At 63.4% G+C, this 25,542-nt stretch carries 23 protein-coding genes; 15 read left to right on the top strand and 8 right to left on the bottom strand.

The window, feature by feature from the left end; genetic code table 11:
• Positions 1-4 precede the first annotated feature (4 nt).
• Positions 5-481, bottom strand: a complete 477-nt coding sequence (locus E0H22_RS05175) for a hypothetical protein (protein WP_233024584.1) — start codon at positions 479-481, stop codon at positions 5-7.
• Positions 482-675: 194 nt separating this feature from the next.
• Between E0H22_RS05175 and E0H22_RS05170 the strand changes: the two genes are divergently transcribed.
• The 3 genes from E0H22_RS05170 to E0H22_RS05160 all read left to right on the top strand — a co-directional run bounded on the left by E0H22_RS05170 (position 676) and on the right by E0H22_RS05160 (position 2,909).
• Positions 676-990, top strand: a complete 315-nt coding sequence (locus E0H22_RS05170; protein ID WP_233024583.1) for a hypothetical protein — start codon at positions 676-678, stop codon at positions 988-990.
• Between the two features lie 112 nt (positions 991-1,102).
• Positions 1,103-2,350, top strand: a complete 1,248-nt coding sequence (argJ, locus tag E0H22_RS05165; RefSeq protein ID WP_233024582.1) for a bifunctional glutamate N-acetyltransferase/amino-acid acetyltransferase ArgJ — start codon at positions 1,103-1,105, stop codon at positions 2,348-2,350.
• A gap of 160 nt (positions 2,351-2,510) precedes the next feature.
• Complete coding sequence (locus E0H22_RS05160; RefSeq protein WP_233024581.1) at positions 2,511-2,909, top strand: (deoxy)nucleoside triphosphate pyrophosphohydrolase; 399 nt, start codon at positions 2,511-2,513, stop codon at positions 2,907-2,909.
• Between the two features lie 10 nt (positions 2,910-2,919).
• On the opposite strand, the gene E0H22_RS05155 is transcribed toward E0H22_RS05160, so the two are convergent.
• A complete protein-coding gene (locus tag E0H22_RS05155) occupies positions 2,920-3,765 on the bottom strand; it encodes a methyltransferase domain-containing protein (protein ID WP_233024580.1) in 846 nt (281 codons plus the stop codon).
• A 225-nt stretch (positions 3,766-3,990) separates the two neighbouring features.
• Here E0H22_RS05155 and E0H22_RS05150 point away from each other — a divergent pair, with 225 nt between their 5' ends.
• The 10 genes from E0H22_RS05150 (at position 3,991) to E0H22_RS05105 (ending at position 14,709) form a co-directional block, all read left to right on the top strand.
• Complete coding sequence (locus E0H22_RS05150) at positions 3,991-4,800, top strand: ComF family protein (RefSeq protein WP_233024579.1); 810 nt, start codon at positions 3,991-3,993, stop codon at positions 4,798-4,800.
• Between the two features lie 40 nt (positions 4,801-4,840).
• Positions 4,841-5,110: a glutaredoxin 3 gene (grxC, locus tag E0H22_RS05145; RefSeq protein ID WP_233024578.1), complete on the top strand. Its 270-nt coding sequence runs from the start codon at positions 4,841-4,843 to the stop codon at positions 5,108-5,110.
• Positions 5,107-5,991, top strand: coding sequence for a carbon-nitrogen hydrolase family protein (locus E0H22_RS05140; protein WP_233024577.1), 885 nt, complete (start codon positions 5,107-5,109; stop codon positions 5,989-5,991). Before grxC ends, E0H22_RS05140 begins: the two co-directional genes overlap by 4 nt.
• On the top strand, positions 5,988-6,443 hold the full coding sequence (locus E0H22_RS05135; RefSeq protein ID WP_233024576.1) for a DUF1178 family protein: 456 nt from the start codon (positions 5,988-5,990) through the stop codon (positions 6,441-6,443). The genes E0H22_RS05140 and E0H22_RS05135 overlap by 4 nt, the downstream gene beginning before the upstream one ends.
• Positions 6,444-6,889: 446 nt before the next feature.
• A complete protein-coding gene (locus E0H22_RS05130; protein ID WP_233024575.1) occupies positions 6,890-8,833 on the top strand; it encodes a PrkA family serine protein kinase in 1,944 nt (647 codons plus the stop codon).
• Between the two features lie 32 nt (positions 8,834-8,865).
• Positions 8,866-10,134, top strand: coding sequence for a YeaH/YhbH family protein (locus E0H22_RS05125; RefSeq protein WP_233024574.1), 1,269 nt, complete (start codon positions 8,866-8,868; stop codon positions 10,132-10,134).
• Entirely contained in the window at positions 10,131-11,681 is a 1,551-nt protein-coding gene (locus E0H22_RS05120) for a SpoVR family protein (RefSeq protein WP_233024573.1), read from the top strand. The genes E0H22_RS05125 and E0H22_RS05120 overlap by 4 nt, the downstream gene beginning before the upstream one ends.
• A 97-nt stretch (positions 11,682-11,778) precedes the next feature.
• On the top strand, positions 11,779-12,054 hold the full coding sequence (locus E0H22_RS05115) for a metal/formaldehyde-sensitive transcriptional repressor (RefSeq protein WP_233024572.1): 276 nt from the start codon (positions 11,779-11,781) through the stop codon (positions 12,052-12,054).
• An 8-nt stretch (positions 12,055-12,062) separates the two neighbouring features.
• Positions 12,063-13,007 (top strand): CDF family Co(II)/Ni(II) efflux transporter DmeF, encoded by a 945-nt coding sequence (gene dmeF, locus E0H22_RS05110; RefSeq protein WP_233024571.1) that lies wholly within the window; start codon positions 12,063-12,065, stop codon positions 13,005-13,007.
• Between the two features lie 124 nt (positions 13,008-13,131).
• Entirely contained in the window at positions 13,132-14,709 is a 1,578-nt protein-coding gene (locus E0H22_RS05105; RefSeq protein ID WP_233024570.1) for a class I adenylate-forming enzyme family protein, read from the top strand.
• Between the two features lie 134 nt (positions 14,710-14,843).
• Here the strand turns inward: E0H22_RS05105 and E0H22_RS05100 are convergent, their stop codons facing one another.
• The 6 genes from E0H22_RS05100 to E0H22_RS05075 form a co-directional block, all read right to left on the bottom strand.
• Entirely contained in the window at positions 14,844-16,433 is a 1,590-nt protein-coding gene (locus tag E0H22_RS05100) for a gamma-glutamyltransferase family protein (protein WP_233024569.1), read from the bottom strand.
• Positions 16,434-16,502: 69 nt separating this feature from the next.
• A complete protein-coding gene (locus E0H22_RS05095; RefSeq protein ID WP_233024568.1) occupies positions 16,503-17,708 on the bottom strand; it encodes an amidohydrolase family protein in 1,206 nt (401 codons plus the stop codon).
• A gap of 135 nt (positions 17,709-17,843) precedes the next feature.
• Positions 17,844-19,220 carry a vWA domain-containing protein gene (locus tag E0H22_RS05090; RefSeq protein WP_233024567.1) on the bottom strand — a complete coding sequence of 459 codons (1,377 nt, stop codon included), beginning with the start codon at positions 19,218-19,220 and terminating at the stop codon, positions 17,844-17,846.
• A 3-nt stretch (positions 19,221-19,223) separates the two neighbouring features.
• Positions 19,224-20,174 carry an AAA family ATPase gene (locus tag E0H22_RS05085; protein WP_233024566.1) on the bottom strand — a complete coding sequence of 317 codons (951 nt, stop codon included), beginning with the start codon at positions 20,172-20,174 and terminating at the stop codon, positions 19,224-19,226.
• Between the two features lie 112 nt (positions 20,175-20,286).
• Positions 20,287-21,042, bottom strand: a complete 756-nt coding sequence (locus E0H22_RS05080) for a thermonuclease family protein (RefSeq protein WP_233024565.1) — start codon at positions 21,040-21,042, stop codon at positions 20,287-20,289.
• Positions 21,043-21,115: 73 nt separating this feature from the next.
• Positions 21,116-22,015: a DMT family transporter gene (locus tag E0H22_RS05075; RefSeq protein ID WP_233024564.1), complete on the bottom strand. Its 900-nt coding sequence runs from the start codon at positions 22,013-22,015 to the stop codon at positions 21,116-21,118.
• Positions 22,016-22,243: 228 nt separating this feature from the next.
• Here E0H22_RS05075 and E0H22_RS05070 point away from each other — a divergent pair, with 228 nt between their 5' ends.
• Both E0H22_RS05070 and E0H22_RS05065 read left to right on the top strand, forming a co-directional pair.
• Entirely contained in the window at positions 22,244-23,059 is an 816-nt protein-coding gene (locus tag E0H22_RS05070; protein WP_233024563.1) for an MBL fold metallo-hydrolase, read from the top strand.
• Positions 23,060-23,214: 155 nt separating this feature from the next.
• Positions 23,215-25,506 (top strand): TonB-dependent siderophore receptor, encoded by a 2,292-nt coding sequence (locus tag E0H22_RS05065; RefSeq protein ID WP_233024562.1) that lies wholly within the window; start codon positions 23,215-23,217, stop codon positions 25,504-25,506.
• The last annotated feature ends 36 nt before the right edge of the window (positions 25,507-25,542 follow it).

Here is a 25,542-nt window from a genome sequence, read left to right as displayed (position 1 = left end):
TATTTTACTCGAACTTCATGTCCACGCAGCGTGAAACGTCGGACCCGAGCCCCGACGGAATGGTCATGCAGCCGCGCAGCTTCTGCTGCTTGTCGTCGCTCACCCACAGCGCAACACCGCCCGGGCCGAAAAACGAATTCGTGTTTGGCGGTTCGGTCTCGGCAACATCGAACGAATAGCTGCCATCCGTATCGAACACGCGCGCTTTCTTGCTGCAACCACCATCGGTCTGCACATTGATGACCTCCTTGGTGTCGCGGGTCATCGACAGCGAGACGGTACAGCGGAAGTATTCCGACGTCTTCGCATTGAACAGATACGCGTAGGAGCGGCAGGTGGCCGTCGACAGCTTTCCCGGGCTCAGCCCGCGGCCGCATGAAATGCGCTGGTTTTGGCTGAGCTTGAAATCCTCAGCCTGCGCCATACCGGGCGCGAGCGCCATCAGGCCAGCGACAAGCATACCTTTGCAAAAACTACGCATTCGACTCTTCCCCATCGCACCGGCTGCGCCCAGCATTACCAGCATTAAAAGATAATCGCGTCGCGGAGCGCGCGAAATGGCAAACTGGTTCCGGCGCCTGCCGATTGTTGACGACGCGCATGCGTTCGTGATTTGTTCGGACGACAGCCGGTGCACCGATCGCATTCACCAGCTCGCTCAACGGAGATTTCGGGATGACTGCGCGCGCTTCCACCTTGCTTGCCGCTGCCGTGATGGCAACCTCAGCTCTCGCCACACCGGCCTCCGCTCAGGCGCCGGCTGCTGGCGCGACGCCCTGGGTGCTGACGCCGGACATGGGTTATGGGTATGACGCCGACGGCCGAACCTTTGCGTACAAGATGGGCACCAATAACGCCAAGTTCCTGCTGAAAGGCGCAAAGAAAGTACCGAAGAACACGCTGTTCTTCATCGGCGAGAACGGCCAGCTCTATATGCGCAGCGGCCCGTTTCTCGAGAGCGACGGCCGTTTCAAGTTCGGGCCGGGCTGAACCGCCGGATGACAGAAACACGTGACAGAGAGGTGACGGCAAACGCCTCTCCCACGCCCGCACGAGAGATGATAGAGAGCGCGTCATCTTCGTTCTGAAAGCTGAAAGCGCTATGGCCAAACCGTCTCCCGTTTCGCCCCTTGCCCCCGCCCACGTTCCGGACATGCCTGAAATCGCGGGCGTTCGCCTCGGTACCGCTGCCGCCGGCATCCGCTACAAGGGCCGCACGGATGTGCTGCTCGCGGTCATGGACAAGGGCACCACGGCGGCTGGTGTGTTCACCACATCGAAGTGCCCTTCGGCGCCGGTGGAGTGGTGTCGCGCGGTGCTGAAGGGCGGCAAGGCACAGGCGCTGGTGGTGAATTCCGGCAACGCCAACGCCTTCACCGGCAAGACCGGCAAGGCCTCGACCAAGCTCACCGGCGACATCGCGGCGAAGGCCGTCGGCTGCAAGCCGAACGAGATCTTCCTCGCTTCTACCGGCGTGATCGGCGAGCCGCTCGACGCCACCAAGTTCAACGGTGTACTCGACAAGCTGTACGAGACGGCGACCCCGGATGGCTGGCTCGAGGCCGCCAAGGCGATCATGACCACCGACACCTTCCCGAAGGTCGCCACCGCCAAGGTGAAGCTCGGCAAGGCCACGGTGACCATCAACGGCATGGCGAAGGGTGCTGGCATGATCGCCCCCGATATGGCGACGATGCTGTCCTTCATCTTCACTGACGCACCGATCTCGGCGCCGGCGCTGCAGGCGCTTCTGAAGGCCGGCGTCGCCGACTCGTTCAACGCCGTGACCATCGACGGCGACACTTCGACCTCCGATACGCTGCTGATGTTCGCCACCGGCGCTGCGGCGGCGCAGGGCGCCCCGAAGATCACCAAGGCCAGCGACGTCAGACTCAAGGCCTTCGTGAAGGCGCTGCACGCGATCCTCAACGATCTCGCCGAGCAGGTGGCGCGTGACGGCGAAGGCGCGCGCAAGCTCGTCGAAGTCGTGGTCGAAGGCGCAACCACCAAGGCGTCCGCGCGAAAAATTGCCATGTCGATCGCCAATTCGCCGCTGGTGAAGACGGCGATTGCCGGTGAGGACGCCAATTGGGGCCGCGTGGTGATGGCCGTCGGCAAGGCCGGCGAGCCGGCCAATCGCGACAAGCTGTCGATCTCCTTCAACGGCATCCGCGTCGCCAAGCTCGGCGCCCGCGATCCGTCCTATGACGAGAAGGAAGTGTCCGAAGCGATGAAGGCGCAGAAGGTGCAGATCAAGGTCGCCCTCGGCCTCGGCAAGGGCCGCGATCGCGTGCTGACCTGCGACCTCACCAAGGAATATGTCGCCATCAACGGCGACTACCGGTCGTGATGCCCTGCTCACATTCTCTCATGTCATCGCCCGCGAATGCGGGCGATCCAGTCAACGACGTCGGCTCCGTTTATGCATCGGCGCCGGTGTCTACTGGATGCCCCGCTTTCGCGGAGCATGACAGTGGAGAGAGCGGCAGCCTTGTGAGCGGAGTCGCACCATGAAAATGGTTCTCGTCGTCGCCTGTGCGCTGATCGATGCCGATGGCCGCGTGCTGCTTGCACAGCGGCCGGAGGGCAAGACGCTGGCCGGCCTCTGGGAGTTTCCCGGCGGCAAGCTCGAGCCTGGCGAGCGACCGGAGGCGGCGCTGATCCGCGAGCTGCATGAAGAACTCGGCATTACAGTGAAAGAAGCGTGCCTCGCGCCGCTGACCTTCGCCAGCCACGCCTATGACGACTTCCATCTCCTGATGCCGCTCTACATCTGCCGGCGCTGGGAAGGACTGGCCATCTCCAGGGAGGGTCAGAACCTCGCCTGGGTGAGGCCCAACAAGCTGCGCGACTATCCGATGCCGGCAGCGGATATCCCGCTGATCCCGCATCTGACGGGGTTATTGTAGCTAACCCGCACTACTTCCTCACGCCCCTCACCGCATCCGCCAGGCTCGCTTTCGCCGATCCCGGCTTCAGCGGCTTCTGCTGGCTTTCATGCGGCACCCAGCCGGACAACCAGATGATGTCGAATGTCGCGCGAATGCGCCCGTCGGTGTCCGCGAAACGTTCTGCATAGATCTGCGCCATCCGCAAAAGCGTTGCGCGGCGCAGCGGCGTGCGGCGACGCTCGACCAGAATATTGGTCGCGCCCATGCGGCGGAGATCCCGCATCAGCGCGAAGGCGCTGTCATAGCGCACCACGATATTATCGACATCGACGACCGGCAGGGCGAAGCCGGCCCGCTGCAGCAACCCGCCGACATCGCGCAGATCGGCCATCGGGGCAACGCGCGGCGAGATTCCACCTTCAAGTTCGGCTTCTGCGGCGGCGAAGGATTGCCGCAGCTCCGTCAGCGTATCGCCGCCGGGCAGCGCCGCGATGAGAAAACCGTCCGGCTTCAGCGCGTGACGCAGCTGCGCCATCGCGCCGGGCAGATCGTTCACCACATGCAGCCCGAGCGCAGAGACCGCCAGATCGATCGAGGCCGGCGCGAGGCCGAGACCCTTGCTTTCGTCATCGGGCACGTCGACATGCGCGAGAGAAGCCACGCGGCCCTTGAGCGCATCGCCTAAACCCGTGCCCGGCGTGGCGACATCCGCTCCGTTACTGAACTGCCGCAACACCGCCTGCAGGCGGTCACCCATGTCTTCGATCACGCGATCGAGCAGGAACGTATCCGCCCCCTGCGTCACCGCACGCGTCTGCCGCACGCGCAGGAGGGCACGGTCGAACAGGACGGGCGCGGTGTGAGGCTGGTTCATGGGGCGCTTGGTACGCTCTGGCGACTTGAGGGGCAATCCCACACTCAGCCTCTCATGGTGAGGAGGCCTAGCGGCGCAATTGCGCCGCTGACAGCGCCGTCTCGAACCATGAGTTCACCGACTCGGAGCACACAGCCATCCTTCGAGACTCCGCTCCGCGGCTCCTCAGGATGAGGGCGGAGAATGCTGCTTGAGCAAAATGAGAGCCACGTTTAGCGTCATCCCATGGACAGCGAAGCGACAGCACCGAGGTCCCTTCCCGCCCGCCTGCGCGGTGCGCTTCATTATTGCAGGCAAACCATCGCGCAATCCGCACGGCTCGCCCTCGACATCGCGTTGCCCTTGCAATGCGTCGCCTGCCGGGAACCGGTTGCAAGCGACGGCGTCTGCGCGGCTTGCTGGAGCCAGCTGTCCTTCATTGCGCCGCCCTTCTGCAGCCGCCTCGGGATTCCCTTCGTCTACGATCCCGGCCCTGACATTCTGTCCATGCAGGCGATCGCTGCGCCGCCGGCCTATCACCGCGCCCGCGCGGCCGTACGCTATGACGAGGTGGCGCGGACGCTGGTTCATCACCTGAAATACAACGATCGAACCGACCTCGCCCCGACCATGGGCCGCTGGATGGCGCGGGCCGGGCACGAATTGCTCGCGGAGGCCGACGTCCTGGTTCCGGTACCGCTGCACTGGCGGCGAGCCTTCAGCAGGCGGTTCAACCAGTCGGGCGCGCTGGCGAAGGCCATCGGACACGCCAGCGGCGTTCCGGTGGCGCGCGATGCGCTTCGCCGCGTCCGCCCCACCGAGCACCAGATCGGCCTGTCGCGCGCCCAGCGCGCGACCAATGTGCAGGGCGCGTTCAAGGTGCCGCCCGAGCGTCGGCACGAGATCCAGGGCCGCCGGATCGTTCTTGTCGATGACGTCCTGACCTCGGGGGCCACATCCGACGCCTGTGCCCGTGCGCTGCTGCGGGCCAGGGCGGCGCAGGTGGACCTGCTGGTATTCGCGCGGGTTGTCGAGATTGCCGGCAGTCCCATATAATCCGGTGACACAATTCTGTGACGTCTTCGGAGTGCCCGGCATGGCCGCCGCCATCGAAATCTACACCCGCCCCGGCTGCGGCTATTGCAGCGCAGCTATCTCGCTGCTCCAGCGCAAGAAGGCGGAGTTCACGCATTACGACACGGCGACGGACCCGGATCTGCGACAGGCGATGTTCGACCGCACCCGGCCGGGTGCGACCTTCCCGCAGATATTCATCGGCGGCCGGCACATCGGCGGCTGCGACGACCTCTACGCGCTTGACCGCGAGGGCAAGCTCGACGGCATGATCGAAGGGGCGACCGCATGACCGAGGCCAAGCACACTTTCGTGGCCGCCATGGTGCAGATGCGCACCGGCCTGGTGCCGCGCGACAGCCTCGAACAGGGACGTCATCTGATCCGCGAGGCCGCGCTGGCCGGCGCCGATTACGTGCAGACCCCCGAAGTCACCAACATGATGCAGACGGGCCGCGCCGGCCTGTTCGAGCATCTGCGCACCCAGGAAGACGACGAGTCGCTGAAGGCGTATCGCGCCCTGGCGGCCGAACTCGGCATCCATCTGCATATCGGATCGTTGGCGGTGCAGGCCACGCCGGAACGCGCGGCCAACCGCTCGTTCCTGATCGGACCGGACGGCGACGTGATCGCGACCTACGACAAGATCCACATGTTCGACATCGATCTGCCGAACGGTGAGACCTATCGCGAGTCGGCGAACTACCAGCCGGGTGAGGCAGCCGTCATTTCCGATCTTCCGTGGGGCCGAATCGGCCTCACCATCTGCTACGATGTCCGCTTCCCGTCGCTGTATCGCGCGCTGGCCGAGAGCGGCGCCGTATTCCTGACGGTCCCTTCCGCCTTCACGCAGAAGACCGGTGAGGCGCACTGGCACACGTTGCTGCGCGCCCGCGCCATCGAGAATGGCAGTTTCGTCTTCGCAGCCGCGCAGGGCGGCGTGCACGAGAACAAGCGCGCCACTTACGGCCACTCGCTCATCGTCGATCCGTGGGGCACGGTGATCGCGGAAGCCAACGGCGTCGACCCCGGCTTCATCGTCGCCGAGATCGATCCGGCCAAGGTGACGGAGGCGCGCAAGGCCGTCCCATCGCTGCAGCATGGCCGCCGCTTCGCCGTCAGCGATACCAAAGGCGGACCGGGCTACTTGCATCTGGTCCGGGACGCAAAATGATTCGCTACAATCTACGTTGCGACAAGGGTCACGGTTTCGAAAGCTGGTTCCAGAGTTCGGGTGCTTATGACTCCCAAGTGAAGCGCAAGCTGGTGACTTGCCCCCAGTGCGGTTCGGCGAAGGTCGAGAAGGCCATCATGGCCCCGCAGCTCGGGCGCAAGGGCAATCAGAAGCAGGACAGCTCAGCCGCGCAACCTGCGGACAGCACTTCCTTGATGATGGCGCCGCAGGAAGCCGAACTGCGCGCCAAGCTGAAGGAGCTCCGCGATCACATCGTGAAGCATGCGGACAATGTCGGCGAAGGCTTTCCCGACGAGGCGCGCGCCATGCACTATGGCGACAAGGAGCACCGTCCGATCTACGGCGAGGCCTCTCCCGAAGAAGCCCGCTCCCTGATCGATGAAGGCATCGAGGTAACGCCGATTCCCGTGCTGCCGGGCGACCGGAACTAGAGTCCGAGGCACCTTCCGCGAATCGAACGCTGGCGTTTTTCTCCATCGAAGCATGATCTTATCCGGAAACGGCCCCCGCTTTCCGGCAGCATGCGCGTGCGGCGTTCATCCACATTAACGTTTTATTGCGCGATGGATATTGCGCGCCTTAGCGCGCCATCAGAAGCATTTTCCAGATGCGACGATTTTGTGGCGGTTGAGTCACAGAGACAGACAATCGCCCACACAGGCCTTGAGAGCGCGCGAATCTGGCCTAACTTATAAGCATGTGCACGAATATGAGTCGCGAAATGCACTCAGATCGCATTGCGCTGCAATGGACCTGGATGTGTCCTGAAGACCAAGCGCTGATATTGAGTCGCGATCAGGTTTGAGCCGCGCGCCATTACCACAAAAAAGGATCGCGATCAATAGGACGGCCGACCGACCAAAGGAGAGAGGGATCAATGTACAACGATTCTCTGTTCAATGCGTTCGCTCGAACCTTCGAAGCCCGGAGCCAGACGGACATGTCGATGTCCGAATATCTGGAGTCCTGCCGCGGCGACCCCATGAAATACGCGAACGCAGCGGAACGCCTCCTTGCTGCGATCGGTGAGCCTGAAATGATCGACACGGCCAAGGACTCCCGCCTTGGCCGTATTTTTTTGAACCGGACGATTCGATCCTATCCTGCATTCGCCGGCTTCCACGGCATGGAGGACACGATCGAGCGCATCGTCGCGTTCTTCCGCCATGCGGCGCAGGGCCTCGAAGAACGCAAGCAGATCCTCTATCTGCTCGGCCCGGTCGGCGGCGGCAAGTCGTCGCTCGCCGAACGGCTCAAGCAGCTGATGGAAGTCCATCCCATCTATGTGCTGAAGGCCGGCGACGAGCTCTCGCCAGTATTCGAGAGCCCGTTGTCGCTGTTCGATCCCGATCAGCTCGGCCCGATGATCGAGGAGAAGTACGGCATCCCGCGCCGTCGCCTCACCGGTCTGATGTCACCGTGGTGCTACAAGCGGCTCGAAGCCTTCGGCGGCGATATCTCACAGTTTCGTGTGGCGCGCATCCAGCCGTCGCGGCTGCGCCAGATCGGCATCGCCAAGACCGAACCGGGCGACGAGAACAACCAGGATATCTCCTCGCTGGTCGGCAAGGTGGATATCCGCAAACTCGAAACCTATGCGCAGAACGATCCCGACGCCTATTCCTATTCCGGCGGGCTCAACCGCGCCAACCAGGGCGTGCTTGAATTCGTCGAAATGTTCAAGGCGCCGATCAAGATGCTGCATCCGCTGCTCACTGCGACGCAGGAAGGCAACTATATCGGCACCGAGAACATCGGCGCGATTCCGTTCACGGGCGTGATCCTCGCCCACTCCAACGAATCGGAGTGGCAGAGCTTCAAGGCCAACAAGAACAACGAGGCCTTCATCGACCGCATCTGCGTGATCAAGGTGCCGTACTGCCTGCGCGTCACTGAAGAACAGAAGATCTACGAGAAGCTGATTTCGGGCTCCGAACTTGCCACGGCGCCCTGCGCGCCGGCCACGCTGGAGACCCTGGCCCGCTTCTCGGTCATGTCGCGTCTGCGCAAGCACGAGAACTCCACCACGTTTGCGAAGATGAGGGTCTATGACGGCGAAAGCCTGAAGGAATCCGATCCGAAGGCGCGCAGCGTGCAGGAATACAAGGACGCCGCCGGTGTTGACGAAGGCATGGACGGCGTCTCGACGCGGTTTGCATTCAAGATCCTCGCCGCGACCTTCAATCACGACACGTCGGAGGTCGGCGCGGATCCCGTGCATCTGATGTACACGCTGGAACAGGCGATCCGGCGCGAACAGCTGCCCGATGAAGTCGAGAAGCGTTATCTCGAATTCATCAAGGCGGAACTGGTGCCGCGTTACGCGGAATTCATCGGCCATGAGATCCAGAAGGCATATCTGGAATCATATGCGGATTACGGCCAGAACCTGTTCGATCGCTACGTCGACTATGCCGACGCCTGGATCGAGGATCAGGACTTCAAGGACCCCGACACCGGCCAGATGATGGACCGCGAATTGCTCAATCAGGAACTGAGCAAGATCGAGAAGCCCGCCGGGATCGCCAACCCGAAGGACTTCCGCAACGAGGTCGTCAAGTTCTCGCTGCGCTCCCGGGCGCATAACAGCGGCAAGAATCCGACCTGGACCAGCTACGAGAAGATCCGCGAAGTCATCGAGAAGCGAATTTTTTCGCAGGTCGAGGACCTTCTCCCGGTCATCTCGTTTGGTTCGAAGAAGGACGGCGAGACCGAGAAGAAGCATGACGACTTCGTCGCCCGCATGGTCGAGCGCGGCTACACCGAACGCCAGGTGCGCCGGCTCGTCGAATGGTACATGCGGGTGAAGCAGGCCGGCTGAACTTAAGGAACGACGCAAGGAAATACGTGGCCATGCATATCGTCGATCGGCGCCTCAACCCGAGTGGCAAGAGCCTGGAAAATCGGCAACGGTTTTTACGGCGCGCGAAGACTCTGGTGCAGGGTGCAGTGAAGAAAGCCTCCGAGGACCGCGATATCAAGGAGGTCCTCGAAGGCGGCGAAGTCACGATCCCGCTCGACGGCATGAATGAGCCACGTTTCCATCGCGAGGGCGGGGTGCGCGACCGCGTGCTCCCCGGCAACAAGAAATTCGTCGAAGGCGATATCCTGCAGCGGCCGCAATCCAAGAGCGGCGGCGGCAACGGGGCCGGCGAAGGCGACGGCGAAGACGCATTTCGTTTCGTCCTCAGCCGCGACGAGTTCGTCGATATATTTCTCGACGATCTCGAACTGCCCGATCTCTCCAAGCGCAAGCTTGCCGAGGTCGAAAACGAAGGCCTGCGCCGCGCAGGCTATACGACAACGGGCTCACCCGCGAATATCTCTATCGGGCGGACCGTGCGCCTCGCGCTGGCGCGGCGCGTCGCACTTCAGCGACCACGCCCCGAGACGATCGCGCAACTCGAAGCCGAGCTGGACGATTGCAACGATGAACGCCGCCCGGCTTTGCTGGCCGAAATCGAACGCCTGAAGTCGAAGGCGAAACGCATTCCGTTCATCGATCCCATCGACATCCGCTATCGCCGCTTCGAGACCATGCCCAAACCGGTGGCGCAGGCTGTCATGTTCTGCCTGATGGACGTCTCGGGTTCCATGTCCGAGCATATGAAGGACCTCGCCAAGCGCTTCTACATGCTGCTCTACGTCTTCCTGACGCGGCGCTACAAGAAGGTGGAGATCGTCTTCATCCGTCACACCGATCGCGCCGAGGAGGTGGACGAACAGACCTTCTTCCATGGGCCGGCCTCCGGCGGCACGCTGGTATCGAGCGCGCTGGAAACCATGCACGAGATCGTGCAATCGCGCTTCCGCCCGGCCGACTGGAACATCTATGCCGCGCAGGCTTCCGACGGCGACAACTCCTATGCCGACAGCGACCGCACCGGCGTGCTGCTGAAAGACATGATCCTGCCGGTGTCGCAGTTCTTCGCCTATCTCGAAGTCGGCGAAAGCGGCGGCCACCCGTTCGAGATGTCGGAATCCTCACTGTGGACGCTGTACCAGCGGCTGCGCAGCGAGGGCGAACCGCTCTCCATGCGCAAGGTCAACGACCGCAGCGAGATTTTCCCGGTGTTCCACGACCTGTTCCAGCGCCGCACCGGTAAAGAGGTGGCTCCATGACGACCTTCAGCAAGGGTGAACGGCTTTTCGAAGGTGCCGACTGGGACTTCAGGACGATCCAGCGCATCCACGACGCCTGCGAGGAGATCGCGCTCAACGAGCTCGGTCTCGACGTCTATCCGAACCAGATCGAAGTCATTACTGCCGAGCAGATGCTCGACGCTTATTCGTCCATCGGCATGCCGCTCTATTACAAGCACTGGTCGTTCGGCAAGCAGTTCGCGCATCAGGAGGCGTCCTATCGCAAGGGTCTGATGGGCCTCGCCTATGAGATCGTGATCAACTCCTCGCCCTGCATCTCCTATCTGATGGAGGAGAACACGGCGACCATGCAGACGCTGGTGATCGCGCATGCCGCCTTCGGGCACAATCACTTCTTCAAGAACAACTATCTGTTCAAGCAGTGGACCGATGCCCACGGCATCCTCGACTATCTCGATTTCGCCAAGGCCTATGTGGCGCAATGCGAGGAAAAACATGGCAGCATCGCCGTCGAACAGACGCTGGATGCCGCTCATGCGCTCATGTCCCACGGTGTCGATCGGTATCCCGGCAAGAAGTCGCTCGACCTGCGCGCCGAGGAAAAGCGCGCCATGGAGCGCCGAGAGCATGAGGAAGCGTCGTTCAACGACCTCTGGCGCACGGTACCGACCGGCCCTTCGAAGAAGCGGGCGGAACTCAGTGCCGAGCGCCGTCGCGCGCTGCTCGGCCTGCCGCAGGAAAACCTGCTGTACTTCCTGGAAAAGACTGCGCCGCGCCTGCACACCTGGCAGCGCGAGTTGCTGCGCATCGTCCGCAACATCGCACAGTATTTCTACCCACAGGGCCAGACCAAGGTCATGAACGAAGGCACGGCGACTTACGTGCACTATCGCATCATGACAGCCCTGCATGAGCGCGGGCAGATCTCGGATGGCAACTTCCTGGAGTTTCTGGGATCGCACACCAACGTGGTGTTCCAGCCGGATTTCGACAGCAAGTATTTCTCCGGCTTCAACCCCTATGCCCTCGGCTTCGCGATGATGCAGGACATCGAGCGCATCGTGACCCATCCGGAAGACGAGGACCGCGAGTGGTTTCCGGATATCGCCGGCAAGGGCGACGTCATGGGTGTGCTGCGCGACATCTGGGCCAATTATCGCGACGAGAGCTTCATCAGCCAGTTCCTGTCGCCGCGCCTGATGCGGAACATGCGGATGTTCCACCTGCATGACGATCCCGCCGACACCTCGGGCATCCTCGTCGAGGCCATTCACAACGAGCGCGGTTACCGCAGCGTCCGCCGCGCGCTGTCGCGGCAGTATGACGTCGGGCTCATCGACGCCAATATCGAGGTCGTCGACGTCGATCTCGCCGGCGACCGTCGGCTGATGCTCAGGCACTCGGTTCTCGACGGCGCGCTTCTCAACGAACCCGATACCAAGCGCGTGCTGCAGCATCTGGCCGACCTGTGGAGTTACGACGTCTCGCTGGCCGAGGTCGATGCTTCCGGTTCCGTGCTGAAAGAGCATGTCGCTCATCCCCGCGTGATGGCCGCCGCCGCCTGATCCGTCCGTTTCCGTTCTCTCCCGCAGACTTCCCTGCCCGGCTTTCCGCCGGGCGGGGTCTTTCGCCCGAAGGAAATATAGGGTAGGGGACTATCCTATGTCCCACCTGATCGCCGACAAGGCCAAACTGCTCGCCCGAGTCCGCCGCCTGTCCGGCCAGATGGCAGCCATCGAGAAGGCCATCGCGGAGGATGCCGGCTGCGCCCCGATCCTGCATCAGGTCGCGGGCGTGCGCGGTGCCGTGAACGGACTGATGGACGAGCTGATCGAGAACCACGTCCGCGACCACGTCGCCCATCCCAAGCTTTCCGCCGCCGCGCGTGCCGAGGGCGCGGAGGAACTGATCGCCGCGATCCGGCGCTACGCCAAATAGGAATCGTCATGCCTACCCAAGGCGACATAGACGCTCTCGCTCACGATCACATGTTTCTCGGCGACAGCCACGACGAGAACGCGCGCCGTACCCTGTGGGTGGTCGCGCTGACGGCGCTGATGATGGTCGGCGAGATCGTCGCCGGCACGGTGTTCAATTCCATGGCGCTGCTGGCCGACGGCTTTCACATGGCGACGCATGCCGTGGCGCTTGCCGTAGCGGCCGGCGCCTATGCCTATGCCCGGCGCAACGCGCATAACCGTCGCTTCACTTTCGGCACCGGCAAGGTCGGCGATCTCGCCGGCTTCGCGTCGGCGCTGGTGTTGGCCATGATTGCGATCGGCATCGCGACCGAATCCGCGCAACGGCTGTTCAACCCGTCCCCGGTCGCTTTCGGCGAGGCCACGGTGATCGCCGTCATCGGCCTGATCGTGAATATTGCAAGCGCGCTCCTTCTCAGCGCCGGCCATCATCACGGCCACCACGATCACGCGCATGACCACGATGATCATCACGGCGTGCATCATCACGACAACAACATGCGCTCCGCCTTCATGCATGTGCTGGCCGATGCGCTGACCTCGGTGCTGGCCATCGCCGCCCTGCTCGCGGGCCGTTATCTGGACTGGGTCTGGCTCGATCCGGTGATGGGCATTGTCGGCGGCATCGTGATCGCGAGCTGGTCGTGGAATCTGCTGCGCGACACATCCCGCGTCCTGCTCGACACCTCCGATCCGCATCTCGAACAGGAGATCCGCGAGGAGGTCGAGCGCGCCGGCGATGCTCGCATCTTCGATCTGCATGTCTGGCGCATCGGTCCGGGCGCCCATGCCGCCATCGTGGCTTTCTCCGGCGCCGCAAGCGCCGATGCCGTGCGGCAACGGCTCGCAGCCGTGCATGAGCTTCGGCATGTGACGGTGGAAGCTCGTGAGAACGCGCTTGATCCTCGTTGAGGAAGCGGCATCCCTTTCGGGATCATTTCCCGGACTCCGAAGCTGTTGGCAATGGCCGCCCGTCTGATTAACCTGACGCCTACACCGCCAGCACAATGGCGGAACAAGAAAGTCAGGGATGCAAATGCCAGAGCGAACTGCCCCCGCGACCCGCCATGAGGCGCTCTACGGCGACCGCGTCGTCGCCTGTTTCAAGGACCGTCCACTCTCCGTCGACGCCATGTTTCGCGCCGCCGTCGCGCGCAAGCCCGATGGCATCGCGCTGGTGCTCGGCGACCGGCGCATCACTTATGCCGAGCTCGACCGCATGGCCGAGAATATCGCCCGCAATTTGACTGCCGCCGGCTTCCGGAAAGGCGAGCGTATCGCGATGCTGCTCGGCAATGGTCTGGAGTTCGTTTTTTGCGCGCTGGGCGCCGGCCGCGCCGGCATGATCGTCGTCCCGCTCAATACGCGACAGCGTGCGCCGGAGGTCGATTATGTGCTGCAGCAGTGCGGAGCATCGGCGCTGGTCTACGACGCCGATTGCGAAACCAACCTGCCCGCGCCGCGCGCCGAATTGCGCCGGCAATGGGTGGTCGGCGATGGCCGCGCCACATCCTTCGCCGAACTGATGGCCGAAGCGCCCGCCATCGCCTTTCCCGCTCTGCATCAGGAGGACACCGCCTGTCTGCTCTATACATCCGGCACCACAGGCAATCCGAAAGGCGCGATGCTCACCCATGCCAGCATCATCCATTCGGTCCTGAACTTCCAGCACGGCTACAACCTGGGGGACAACGATGTCACCATGCTGGCCGTGCCGGCCTCGCACGTCACCGGACTGGTCGCGCTGATCCTCACCACCGTCAATGTCGCGGGGACTCTCGTCATCATGCCCGCCTTCAAGGCGCCGGAGTTTCTCGCCCTCGCCGCCCGCGAGCGCATGACCTACACGCTGATGGTGCCGGCGATGTACAATCTCTGCCTGCTGCAGCCGGACTTCGACAGGCACGACCTGTCCTGCTGGCGCATCGCCGGCTTCGGCGGCGCTCCGATGCCGGACGCGACCATCACGCGTCTCGCAGAGGCGCTGCCGAAACTCAATCTCTGCAATGCCTATGGCTCGACCGAAACGACGTCACCCGCAACGATGTTTCCGCCGGGTTCGCCCGCTGAAAAGATCAACTCGGTAGGCCGACCTGTGACAGGCGCCCATATCATCGTTGCCGATGACGAGGGGCGCGAGGTGCCGCGCGGCGAGGACGGCGAATTGCTGATCGCCGGCGCCATGGTGGTGCCGGGCTATTGGGACAATCCGGCAGCGACGCGAACGGGCTTCGTCGGCGGCTATTGGCGCTCCGGCGATATCGGGCGCATGGACGAAGACGGCTATGTTTATGTCGTCGATCGCAAGAAGGACATGATCAACCGCGCCGGCTTCAAGATCTACTGCACCGAGGTCGAGAATGTGATGTCGCATCATCCCGCCATCGTCGAGAGCGCCGTGGTGGGCAAACCGGATCCGGTGCTGGGCGAGCGCGTGCACGCCTTCGCTTATAGTCCCGATGGCGGCGACGAGGCCGATATCCGCACCTACTGCGCGGAGCGATTGAGCGACTACAAGGTGCCGGAGAGCATCACGTTCTTGAGCGAACCGCTGCCGCGGAATGCCAACGGCAAGATATTGAAGACCGAATTGCGGAAGATGATGGCCGTTTAGGACGGCCGAGGCGAGCCCCATGCTCATTTGTCATCACCCTCGAAAGCGGGTGATCCAGTACACACAGACGCCTGCGATGACATGACAGGCCGGTGTCAACTGGGTTGCCCGGTCAAGCCGGGCAACGACAAGAGTCACCACGCCGCCACGGCACCATCCGACCTCGGATCCGTCGCGCCTTCCAGCACGCCGTTCTCGTGCAGCACGATGGCACCGGCATGGCCCATGGTGCCGGTATAGCTGCCGAGCACCTCAACAACATGACCGGCATCGCGCAACTGCTGGATCAAGGCCGGATCGAACCGATCCTCCACCTTCAGCGTGACACTCTCGTCGCCCCAGGTCTTGCCGAGCAGCCAGCGCGGCGCAGTCACCGCCTGCTGCAGCGGCATGCCAAACATGCCATAGCGCGAAAACACCGCGGACTGCGTCTGCGGCTGCCCTTCGCCGCCCATGTTGCCATAGACCATGCGGCGGCCGTCATCGAAGATCGCCATCGCCGGATTGAGCGTGTGGAAAGGCTTGCGGCCCGGTTTCAGTGCATTCCAGCCGCTCTCGGCAAGGCGGAACGAGGCGCCACGATTCTGCCAGCAGATGCCGGTTTCCGGCAGCACCACGCCGGAGCCGAATTCGAAATAGACCGACTGGATGAACGACACCGAACGTCCCTGGCCGTCGATCACACCGAGCCAGATCGTGTCGCCGGGCTTGCGGATATGCGGCCACGGCAGCGCGGTCTTGCGATCGATGCGGCGAGCTAGTTCGTCGAGCTTGGCTTCCTCGAGGAAGATCGCGGGATCGACGGTCATGTGATCGGGATCGCCGACATGCTCGTCACGGACGATGAAGGCCTGCTTGGTGGCCTCGACCAGACCATGGATATGATCGAAACCTTCCGCCTGCGTCACGCCGAGACGATCGAACATCGCGAGGATCATCAGCGACGACAAACCTTGCGTCGGCGGCGCCATGTTGAACAGTTGCGCGCCGCGCACGGTCGTCGTCAGCGGCGGGCGCTCACTGGCCTGATGCTGCTGCAAGTCGGCGGCCGTGACCGGTGACTCCACCTTGGCAAGATCGGCGGCGATGCTGTCCGCAAGCTTACCCTTGTAGAAGCTCTCGAAACCATCGGCAGCGAGGCGCCTGAGCGTGGCGCCAAGCGCCGGCAGCTTCAGCACATCGCCTTCCGCAGGTGCCTGACCGTTCGGCATGAAGGTCGCGGCGAAGTTTGGCTGGCCCTTGAGCTCCGCGGATTTCTCGGCGGTGAGTTCGGACTGGCTGCGCGTGACCACAATGCCGTTCTCGGCATAATAGATCGCGCTGTCCAGCAGGCGCCCGTGGGACAGCGGTGTCTGCCAGTGTTTCGAGACATCCAGTGCCTTCTGCCAACCGGATACCGTGCCGGCCACGGTATTGGCGGCGAGCGGGCCGCGGAACGGAATCGCCGAAACGCCGTGCTTCGCATAATAAGCGAGATCGACGGCCGCACCGGCGCGGCCGCAGGCATCCACCGTCACCGGTGTCTTGCCGGGTTCGGCGATCAGCCAGAAGCCGTCACCGCCGATACCGGTCATATGCGGATAGACCACCGCCAGCGCCGCCGCCGTGGCGATCGCGGCTTCGACGGCGGTGCCGCCGTCCTTGAGCACATCGAGGCCGGCCTGCGACGCCAGATGATGCGGCGAGGTCACCATGCCCCGGCGCGCGCGCGGTGTTTCAAGCATTCTGCGTCTCCAAAATCTCTGGCATGCCAGCGGATTGTCGGCGCAGTCCTACCGCTTCTGGCCGATGATTCAAGCCTTTCGAACGATCTCGCCGTCCCGCGCCACCAGCCGGCCGTTCTTGTAGACCGCGCGGCGCTTGGGGAGATCGACGACAGCCTGCGGCACATGCGGGGCATCGATGGCGACGAAATCAGCCTTGGCGCCGATGCGCAGGCCATGATCGTCCAGCCGCAACGCCCTGGCGCCGCCCGATGTGACGATGTCGAAGGCGAGCGTCAGGTCTTCGTCCGTGTTGAAGCCCGAACGGTAGCCGATCATCATGGCGCGGCCGAGCATGTCGCCGTCGCCATAGGGCCACCAGCTGTCACGGATATTGTCGCAGCCGCCGAACACGGTGACGCCCGCCGCGCGCAACACCTTCACCGGCGGAAACGGCCGCGCGCCCGGCGCATTGGTCATGATGGCGACGCCGCTCGCGGCCAGCGTCTCGGCGGTCCGCTGCACCACATCGGCACCGACATCGCCGAGCGAATAGGCGTGGCTGATGGCGACATGGCCCTGCATGCCGAGCGCGCGCGTGCGCGCACAGATCTGCTCGATTTCGAAAATGCCGAGCATGGAGGGATCGTGCAGATGGATATCGACATCGACCCCGCGGCGCTCGGCAATCCCGAACACGACATCAAGATGCTTCTCGACATCGCGGTCGAAACCGCCGGGATCAAGACCGCCGATCACGTCGGCGCCGAGATCGAAGGCCGCATCAAGCAGATCGGGCGTCCCCGGGCTGCGCAGGATTCCGCTCTGCGGGAAGGCCACGAGCTGGACGTCGATGAGTTCGCGATGCGCTTCGCGCACCGCGAGGATCGTCTCCAGCGACTTCAGCCCCACCGAGCCATCGACCATCACATGGCTGCGCATCCGCGTGCTGCCGTGACCGAGGCAGAGTTCGAGCTGGCTTGTCGCCCGTTCGGCCATCGGCGCAGCCTTCGCCATGTTATCGGCCTGGATCGCCACGCGCTCCTGCACCTTGAAGCCATTGGAATAGGGCACATGCGGCCGCCAGACATCGCCGTAGAAGCTGGTGTCGAGATGGATGTGGCCTTCGACGAAGGACGGAATGACGAGCGCGCCGCCGAGATCGATCGTCTCGGTTGCGGCAGGCGTGCCGCCGCTGGGCGTGATCCCAGCGATAAGTCCGCCGGCCACGGCGACGTCGTTCAACGTGCCGTCCGGCAATTTTGCGGAGATGAAAAGTGTATCGATGGTGGGCATGGGCAACTCCGTCAATCACTCAGATTGTCACCACCCGCAAAAGCGGGTGGTCCAGTAGACACAGAAGCATCGGCGTTTACTGGATCGCCCGGTCCTGGCGCGCAACTGCGCGCCGGCCGGGCGATGACAGCGGATCTACTGATACGCCGCCACGATGTCAGACACCGCCCGCTCAAGCTGCTGCGCGGTCGCGCATTGGCGGACGACATTGCAGAAGGTCGCGTAACGCGGCATTTCGGAATCGCCGAAGCCCCAGCTCACCCGCCCCTCCGGATTGAGCCAGACCAGCCGCTTCGAACGCTCGCCGATCCGCTTCAAAATGTCGGCGCGCGGATCGAGATTGTTGCTGCGGGCATCGCCGAGCACGATCACCGTGGTCTGCGGCGTCACCGCGCTCATAAAACCCTTTTCGAAGTCGGCGAGCGAGCGGCCATAGTCCGACGAGCCGAAGCCGACCGAGGACATGATCTGCTTCATGGCTTCTTCGGGCTTGTTGTTCTCCAGCATGGCGCTGACTTCGATCAGATTGCCGGAGAACGCGAAGGAGCGTACATCCGACACCACCTCATGCAGGCTGTGAATCAGCAGCAGGAAGAAATCCGACACCTGGGCCACCGAGCCCGACACATCGCAGATGGCGACGATCTTCGGCTTGTCGCGATGGCGGCGTTTCCAGGCGGTGAGGAACGGCACGCCGCCCCAGGCGGCGTTGCGGCGGATGGTGCGGCGGACATCGAGATGGCCGCGGCGCTGGCGTTTGCGCGGCTTGCTGAAGCGCTCGCGCAGGCGGCGCGCGATCTGCCGGATCAGGAGACGCATCTGCGCGATCTGGCGCTGCTCCAGCCGCGCCATGGGCGCGCTGCGCAGGATCTCGTTGCGCAGCGCCTCGGTCTCCTCGCGGCCGTAGAGAAGGAGCGCCTGTGACACCATCTCGCTGACGGTTTCGCGCAGGCTGCCGAGCGCGGAGGTCAGGCGTTCGGCATCGGCCGGATTGCGGGCATTGAGCGCGTCGATATCGTCGCGCAGTTGCGCGATGCCGAGCTGTTCGAGCACGCGGCTGGCAAACAGCCCACGCTGGGTGAAGACGCGGATATCGGTCAACCCCGCCGCGTTGGCGGCATTCGACAGCGCGGCGGCGACAGCAGCACGATCCTGCGCCAGCAGCATCTGCGCGAGCGCACCGAGCTCGGACGAAACCTGTCCGGACGCGACGCCTTCGGCGGTGTCGGGAGCACCCTCGCTAGTATCGCTGCTTTCGTCCGCCTGATCATCGTTCGCCGCCGGCGGCGTTTCGAAATCGGGATGGGTGAAGAACGCATCGAAACAGGCGGCGAGCGCGGCCTTCTCCTCACCGGATTTCGCCATCGTCAGCAGCAGCGCGTCGCGCAGGATCTCGCGGTCGCCCGGCCCGACTTCGGCGGCTGCACGCATGGCATCGATGCTTTCGGCAGGCGAGATTCGCACCCCGGCGCCGCGCGCCGCCCGAAAGAAACGATGCAGCGTATCGCGCATGGCCTAGCCGAACACGCCCTGCCGCCCCGAATTGGCGACGAAAGTGGAGACATTCGGCAAGGCAGCTTCGATGTCGCCCTCATATTTCAGCAGCACGTTGAGCGTGTCCTTCACCAGTTGATGGCCGAGTTCGGACGCGCCGAGCAGCACCAGCACCTTGGCCCAGTCGATGGTCTCGCTCACCGAAGGCAGCTTCTTCAGATCCAGCGTGCGGACCTGATTGACGAAACCGACGAGCTGCTTGCGCAGCGTGGCGGGAATGCCGGGCACACGGGTCTCGACGATGCGTTCTTCCAGCTTCGGCTCGGGGAAACCGATATGCAGATGCAGACAGCGGCGCTTCAGCGCGTCGCCGAGATCGCGCTCGCCATTGGAGGTGAGGATCACCGTCGGCGGCACGATGGCAGCGATGGTGCCGAGTTCGGGAATGGTGACCTGAAAGTCCGACAGGATTTCCAGCAGCAGCGACTCGAATTCGGCGTCGGACTTGTCGATCTCGTCGATCAGCAGCACGCAGCCCTTCGGCTGCTCCAGCGCGCGCAGCAGCGGCCGCGGCTCGACGAATTCCTTGGAGAAGAAAACGTCACCGAACGTATGCAGCTGATCGAGTGCCTTGGCGAGCGTATCGGCGCCGCCCAGCACTTCGCCGAGCTTGTCCTTGAGGATCTGCGTGTAGAGCAACTGCTTGGCGTATTTCCACTCATACAGCGCCTTGGCCTCGTCGAGCCCCTCGTAACACTGCATGCGGATCATCTCGAGCCCGCGCGAGGCGGCGATGGCCTTGGCGAGTTCGGTCTTGCCGACGCCGGCCGGGCCCTCGACCAGGATCGGCTTCTCGATCTTTTCGGCGAGATAGACGGCGGTGGAAATCTGCCGGCTGGCGATGTAGCCGGCAGAGGCCAGCCCGCGTTCAACGGCTTCGATCGATGCGGACGAACTGATGGTCTCGGCCAAGCGCTTCACTCCGGATTTCGCATGCTGGAATAAGCCGCAAGCCGCGACAGAACCAGCTTTCCGTTGTGCTACGTGGTTCAGCCCGCGAGGTCCAGCGCGCCGGGCGGAGGGCTCACTTGCGGCTGCTGGATGCCTGGCAATTCAGCGCCTTGCGGTATCCGGCAGCGCGGGCGTCGTCCTCGCTGCAGAACCAGCGGTCCGGCTTCGGCTGGGTGGCGTAGTTCTGACATTGCGGGATCAGATAGACGCCGACATTGCCCGTGAGCTTGGCGCGGCGGACCTGTTTTGCGCGGATATTGCAGCCTTGAGGCATGGCGAGATCGGCCGGGAACAGCGCAGCGCGCAAGGCGGTCTCCTTGCCGGGCTGGCAGGACGCCCCCAGCAGCTTGCCGCCCACGGCCTTGCTGCGGAAATCCGCCGGCGCGACGAAGCAGCCGCGCCACAGCCCCTGTCGCCTGTCGCGCGCCCCCGCCTCATCGGCCGGCGACGATGCTCCGGCATTGGCCGGCGCTGCGATGCGCACGCCGTACCCAGCCAGGACCACCGACCGGTTGAGGCTTTCCGCCTCACCCGCGACGGTGCAGATACCCAGCCGGCGATTCCTTGCGATCTTGTCCTCGCCGAGATCCTCGCAGCGGACCTCGCGCTTGTTGATGAGCTTGATCAGCCAGTCGCGGGCCTCTGTCCCGCAGGCCCAGTTGTCGGCGTGTTCGTCGACACAGGGCTGATCCATCTCCGGCGCGTCGACGCCGGCCAGTTCGTAGGCGACGTTGCCGATCTGGATGGTGTCGCCATCCCTGACGATGACGTCCGCGGCGAAAGCAGGACCGGTCAGCGACAAAAGCAGCAGCAGGGGCAGAATGCGCATCGATCTCGCCTCGGACGAAACAAGGCCAGTCCTATCGCAGCGTTTCAGGCGGCGAAAGAGACATGATGCGCAGTCATGCCGCGACGAGAAGCGCCACACCGGCCACGATCAGCACCACGCCCGACACTTCGCGCACGGAGAGCGGCTGCTTGAACGAATAGTAGGCCACAGCCTGCGCGAACAGCACCTCGACCAGCGCCAGCGTCCGCACATTGGCGGCGGCGGTCAGCGCAAAGGCCAGGAACCAGAACTGCGAGGCCGCGGCACCGGCAAAACCGGCCAGCATCGACGGACGCCACAAGCCAAGGATGTTGCGCAGGATCACCGGCTCCCGCAGCAGCAGATAGACGGTGAGGATCGCGGTCTGCACGAACAGCGACCAGACCAGCGCATAGGAGGCGGCCGTGACGAAACTCACATCGGGCACCGCGATGATGGCGCCGCGGAAGCCGACCGCGGACAGCGCGAAACCCGCAGCGGCGACGAGACCCAGAACCGTCGGCCTGATGCTGCCAAGTTCGCGCGCCGCTCCCGGCCGCAGCGCTGTCACGACCACCCCGAGCGTCGCGATCAGGATCGCCACCACCCGCAGAACCGTCAGGTGATCGCCGAGAAACACGAAACCGAAAATCGCGGTCTGGATCGCCTCGGTCTTGAGATAGGCCGTCGTGACCACGAAGGAACGCTCGTTCATCGCCGCCAGCATCAGCCCGGTGGCGAAGATCTGGCTGAGAGCACCGAGCAACAGCCATGGCCAGAACGCCATGCTCGGCCAGGCCACGCGATCGCAGGTGGCGAGCGCAATCACCGCAAAGAACACCAGCGAGAACGGAAAGCCGAACAGAAAGCGGATATTCGTCGCGCCCCATGTCCCGAGCGGCCCCGTCAGCGAGCGCTGCATGGCATTGCGCGCCACCTGCCCGAGTGAGGCGATGATGGTGAAAGGGATCCAGAGCGAGGCGATAGTGAACATGAGTCGTCAGGGTTCGCGGGCGATGGCGCGGAACCTGACTGCGTCCCGCCGCAGGGTCAAGTGATGTGCGGCCATGCCTGCGATGCAGGCCGTTCCGGTCCGCCACGCCGCGAAACCGGGCAATTGCTTCGCACGACGACCGCTCAAGCAGCAGTAGCGCGGCATTCCTGCCGTTGCGGAGGCCGGGTTTGGCGTTACAGTCACTGCGCAATCCGGAGACCGTCAAACATGCGTTTTCTCTCCGTCGTCCTCGCCGCGCTCGCTTGGCTATCCGTCCCCACCTTCGCACAGAATACGCCGCGTGGCAGCGAATGCCTCGCGATGGCCGAGCGCCCGCCTCGCGCTATTCCGGTCAGCCTCCGCCGCACCGCGGCCAAGGCGGACGAAGTCTCCATCACCTATGCAGGCCACTCGACTTATTACATCGACACGCCCGGCGGCGTGACCATCGCTACGGATTACAACGGCGTCTACAAGCTGAACCGGATTCCCGACGTCGTGACGATGAACCGTGCGCACAGCACGCATTACACACTGAATCCCGATCCACGTATCAAGACGGTGCTGCATGGCTGGGGCGAGAACGGACAGCCGGCGCACATCCACGAACGCATCGGCGATGTGCTGATCCGCAATGTGACCACCGACATCCGTCGCTACTATGGCGACGATGCCGGCGGAGAAATGATGAAAGACGGCAACTCGATCTTCATCTTCGAGGTCGCCGGCCTGTGCATCGGTCATCTCGGCCACCTCCATCACAAGCTCGATGAAAGTCACTTCGCCGCCATCGGCCGGCTCGACATCGTGATGGTGCCGATCGACGGCAGCTATACGATGTCGCTGGACGGCATCTCCGACATCACCAAGCGGCTGCGCGCGTCCGTCGTGCTGCCCATGCATCGCTTCATGACGCCGCTCAGCGATTTCATGCAGAAGATCGGGCAGAATTTCGAGATCGATCAGCGGACACAACGAACATTGACCATCTCCCTCGGCGCGCTACCGAAGAGACCGACGGTGATCATCCTCGACGGGGTGTAGCGACAACACGCTCAACCGTTGCGCTCACTGGAAAAATTCTAAAGCTAACTTTCAACTAATTCTAAACCTCAAAGACTTTTTTGCCGCACCCGCCGCGCTAGAACGTCGCACAAACGATGCCGCCCGTTGCGGCGCGGGAATGCGGGGCAACTTCAGTGAACGGTCTTGAACGGAACATCATGCGCGCCATCACGCTTGGCGCAGTGAGTACGATTGCACTTTCGGCAGGCATGTCGCGGCCTGCCGCATCGCAGACAGCACCGCAACAGCTCGCACCGGTCGTGGTTCAGGAATCCGCCGCCAAACGCAAACCGACGGCCGCATCGCGCCGCGCATCCACCGCGCGCAGCGCCGCGGGCCGCCGCGCCAATTCGCGCAATGCCAATGCGCCGCAAGCCGTGCCTGCCGCCGCGCCGGCGCGTGAAATCGCATGGGGCCATGTCGATGGCTATGTGGCGACGCGCAGTGGCACCGGCACCAAGACCGACACGCCGCTGATCGAAACGCCGCAGTCCGTTTCGGTGGTCACGCAAGACCAGATCCAGGCGCAAGGGCTGCAAAGCATCGCGCAGGCGGTGCGCTATGTGCCGGGCACGCGCAGCGAAGTGCTGGGCAGCGACGGCCGCTTCGATCAGGTCTATATCCGTGGCTTCCTCGCCGATCAGTATCTCGATTCCATGCGGCTCGTGAATTTCGGTATCTTCGGCTATCCGATCGTTGAGCCTTTCAATCTCGAACGCGTGGAAGTGCTGCGCGGTCCGTCCTCGATCCTCTATGGCCAGGCCTCGCCCGGCGGCGTCGTCAACATGGTCAGCAAGCGGCCGACCGAAGATCCCTATCACGAGATGTTCGTCTCCACCGGCAGCTATGGCCGCGTGCAGAGCGGCGTCGATCTGTCGGGTCCGCTCGACAAGAACAAGGAGTTTCTCTACCGCCTCACCGCTTCCGGCTACGATGTCGGCAGCCAGGTGGACACCCGCAGCTATCAGCGCGTCTCCATCGCACCGTCGTTGACCTGGCGCCCGGATAACCAGACCACGCTCACGATCCAGGGCGTCTATCAACGCGATCCGAAGGCCGGCTTCTACAATCAGTTGCTGCCGCGCGGCATCGGCATGATCACGCCCTATAACGGCCAGTATATCCCGACCAGCTTCTTCTCCGGCCAGCCCGGCTTCGATCGCACCTCCCGCGACTTCACCTCGATCGGTTATCAGTTCGAGCACAAGTTCGACGGCGGCCTCACCGTGCGCCAGAATCTGCGCTACATGGACAATGCGAGCTATTCGGCAGTGACCTCGCCGGATGTGAATCTGACCGATCCGACCAAGCTGACCCGCGGCGCCTACACCACCCAGGAAGCGATCCGCTCATTCTCCATGGACAACCAGGCTGAGGGTAAATTCCGCGTCGGCGCCTTCGAGCACACCGTGCTGTTCGGCATCGATTATCGCTACGCCACCGACAATGCGATCAATGGCTCCGGCACGGCGACCACCATCAATGCGCTGAACCCGGTCTATGGTCCGTCACCGATCGTTACCCTGACACAGAAGCGCGACCAGAAAATCGAGCAGCTCGGCTTCTATGCGCAGGACCAGATCACCTTCAACAACTGGGTTGCCCTGCTCGGCATCCGCCGCGATCAGGCCAACAGCAAGAGCACCTCGACCAGTCTCCTGACCAATGTCATCACCGCCGTCGACCAGACCGACACTGCAACCAGCAAGCGCGGAGCCCTGCTCTACAAGTTCGACAACGGCATATCGCCCTATGTGCAATATACCGAGTCGTTCCAGCCCGCCGTCGGCACCGGTTTCAATGGTCTGCCTTTCGTGCCGACCCGCGGCCAGCAATATGAGGCCGGCATCAAGTATCAGCCGAATGCGAAATCGATCTATACGATGGCGCTGTTCGACCTGAAACAGCAGAACGTGCTCACCAGCGACCTCCTGCATCCGCTGTTCAGCGTGCAGACCGGTGAGATCCGCTCGCGCGGCCTTGAACTCGAAGCCAAGACCGAAGTGACGCGCGACCTCACGGTGCTAGGCTCCTACACCTATCTCGACCAGAAGGTGACCAGCACCAACAATGCCGCACAACTCGGCCAGCGCCTGACCGGCATGCCGCGCCACAGCGCCAATCTGTGGGCCGACTACACCTTCCACAGCGGCCCGCTCGACGGCTTCGGCTTCTCCGCCGGCGTGCGCTATCTCGGCGACACCGCCGGCAACAATGCCAATACCTTCTTCGTGCCGTCCGTCACGCTGGTCGATGCCGGCCTGCATTACGATTTCGGCGCGCTCAACAAGGAGTGGAAGGGCTTCACCGGCCAGGTCAATGCCAACAACATGTTCGACAAGACCTATGTGACGCTGTGCCAGGATTTCGGCTGTTACTATGGCCTTCGCCGCGAGGTGATCGCGACCTTGCGCTACCGCTGGTAGGCTGACGACAGCAATTCGGAAAGCAGCCGCGGCAGG

The organism is Rhodopseudomonas boonkerdii (assembly GCF_021184025.1).
Lineage (GTDB): Bacteria > Pseudomonadota > Alphaproteobacteria > Rhizobiales > Xanthobacteraceae > Tardiphaga > Tardiphaga boonkerdii.
Note: the sequence above shows the minus strand (reverse complement) of the source record. Positions and strands in the feature narration are given on the sequence as shown.

Coding starts and splice junctions, on each gene's coding strand:
- dmeF (WP_233024571.1), top strand. CDS start 12,063: ATGCCTACCCAAGGCGACATAGACGCTCTCGCTCACGATCACATGTTT.
- E0H22_RS05125 (WP_233024574.1), top strand. CDS start 8,866: ATGCATATCGTCGATCGGCGCCTCAACCCGAGTGGCAAGAGCCTGGAA.
- E0H22_RS05160 (WP_233024581.1), top strand. CDS start 2,511: ATGAAAATGGTTCTCGTCGTCGCCTGTGCGCTGATCGATGCCGATGGC.
- E0H22_RS05120 (WP_233024573.1), top strand. CDS start 10,131: ATGACGACCTTCAGCAAGGGTGAACGGCTTTTCGAAGGTGCCGACTGG.
- E0H22_RS05105 (WP_233024570.1), top strand. CDS start 13,132: ATGCCAGAGCGAACTGCCCCCGCGACCCGCCATGAGGCGCTCTACGGC.
- E0H22_RS05135 (WP_233024576.1), top strand. CDS start 5,988: ATGATTCGCTACAATCTACGTTGCGACAAGGGTCACGGTTTCGAAAGC.
- grxC (WP_233024578.1), top strand. CDS start 4,841: ATGGCCGCCGCCATCGAAATCTACACCCGCCCCGGCTGCGGCTATTGC.
- E0H22_RS05100 (WP_233024569.1), bottom strand. CDS start 16,433: ATGCTTGAAACACCGCGCGCGCGCCGGGGCATGGTGACCTCGCCGCAT.
- E0H22_RS05140 (WP_233024577.1), top strand. CDS start 5,107: ATGACCGAGGCCAAGCACACTTTCGTGGCCGCCATGGTGCAGATGCGC.
- E0H22_RS05080 (WP_233024565.1), bottom strand. CDS start 21,042: ATGCGCATTCTGCCCCTGCTGCTGCTTTTGTCGCTGACCGGTCCTGCT.
- E0H22_RS05095 (WP_233024568.1), bottom strand. CDS start 17,708: ATGCCCACCATCGATACACTTTTCATCTCCGCAAAATTGCCGGACGGC.
- E0H22_RS05130 (WP_233024575.1), top strand. CDS start 6,890: ATGTACAACGATTCTCTGTTCAATGCGTTCGCTCGAACCTTCGAAGCC.
- E0H22_RS05150 (WP_233024579.1), top strand. CDS start 3,991: ATGGACAGCGAAGCGACAGCACCGAGGTCCCTTCCCGCCCGCCTGCGC.
- E0H22_RS05115 (WP_233024572.1), top strand. CDS start 11,779: ATGTCCCACCTGATCGCCGACAAGGCCAAACTGCTCGCCCGAGTCCGC.
- E0H22_RS05075 (WP_233024564.1), bottom strand. CDS start 22,015: ATGTTCACTATCGCCTCGCTCTGGATCCCTTTCACCATCATCGCCTCA.
- E0H22_RS05175 (WP_233024584.1), bottom strand. CDS start 481: ATGCGTAGTTTTTGCAAAGGTATGCTTGTCGCTGGCCTGATGGCGCTC.
- E0H22_RS05170 (WP_233024583.1), top strand. CDS start 676: ATGACTGCGCGCGCTTCCACCTTGCTTGCCGCTGCCGTGATGGCAACC.
- argJ (WP_233024582.1), top strand. CDS start 1,103: ATGGCCAAACCGTCTCCCGTTTCGCCCCTTGCCCCCGCCCACGTTCCG.
- E0H22_RS05155 (WP_233024580.1), bottom strand. CDS start 3,765: ATGAACCAGCCTCACACCGCGCCCGTCCTGTTCGACCGTGCCCTCCTG.
- E0H22_RS05090 (WP_233024567.1), bottom strand. CDS start 19,220: ATGCGCGATACGCTGCATCGTTTCTTTCGGGCGGCGCGCGGCGCCGGG.
- E0H22_RS05070 (WP_233024563.1), top strand. CDS start 22,244: ATGCGTTTTCTCTCCGTCGTCCTCGCCGCGCTCGCTTGGCTATCCGTC.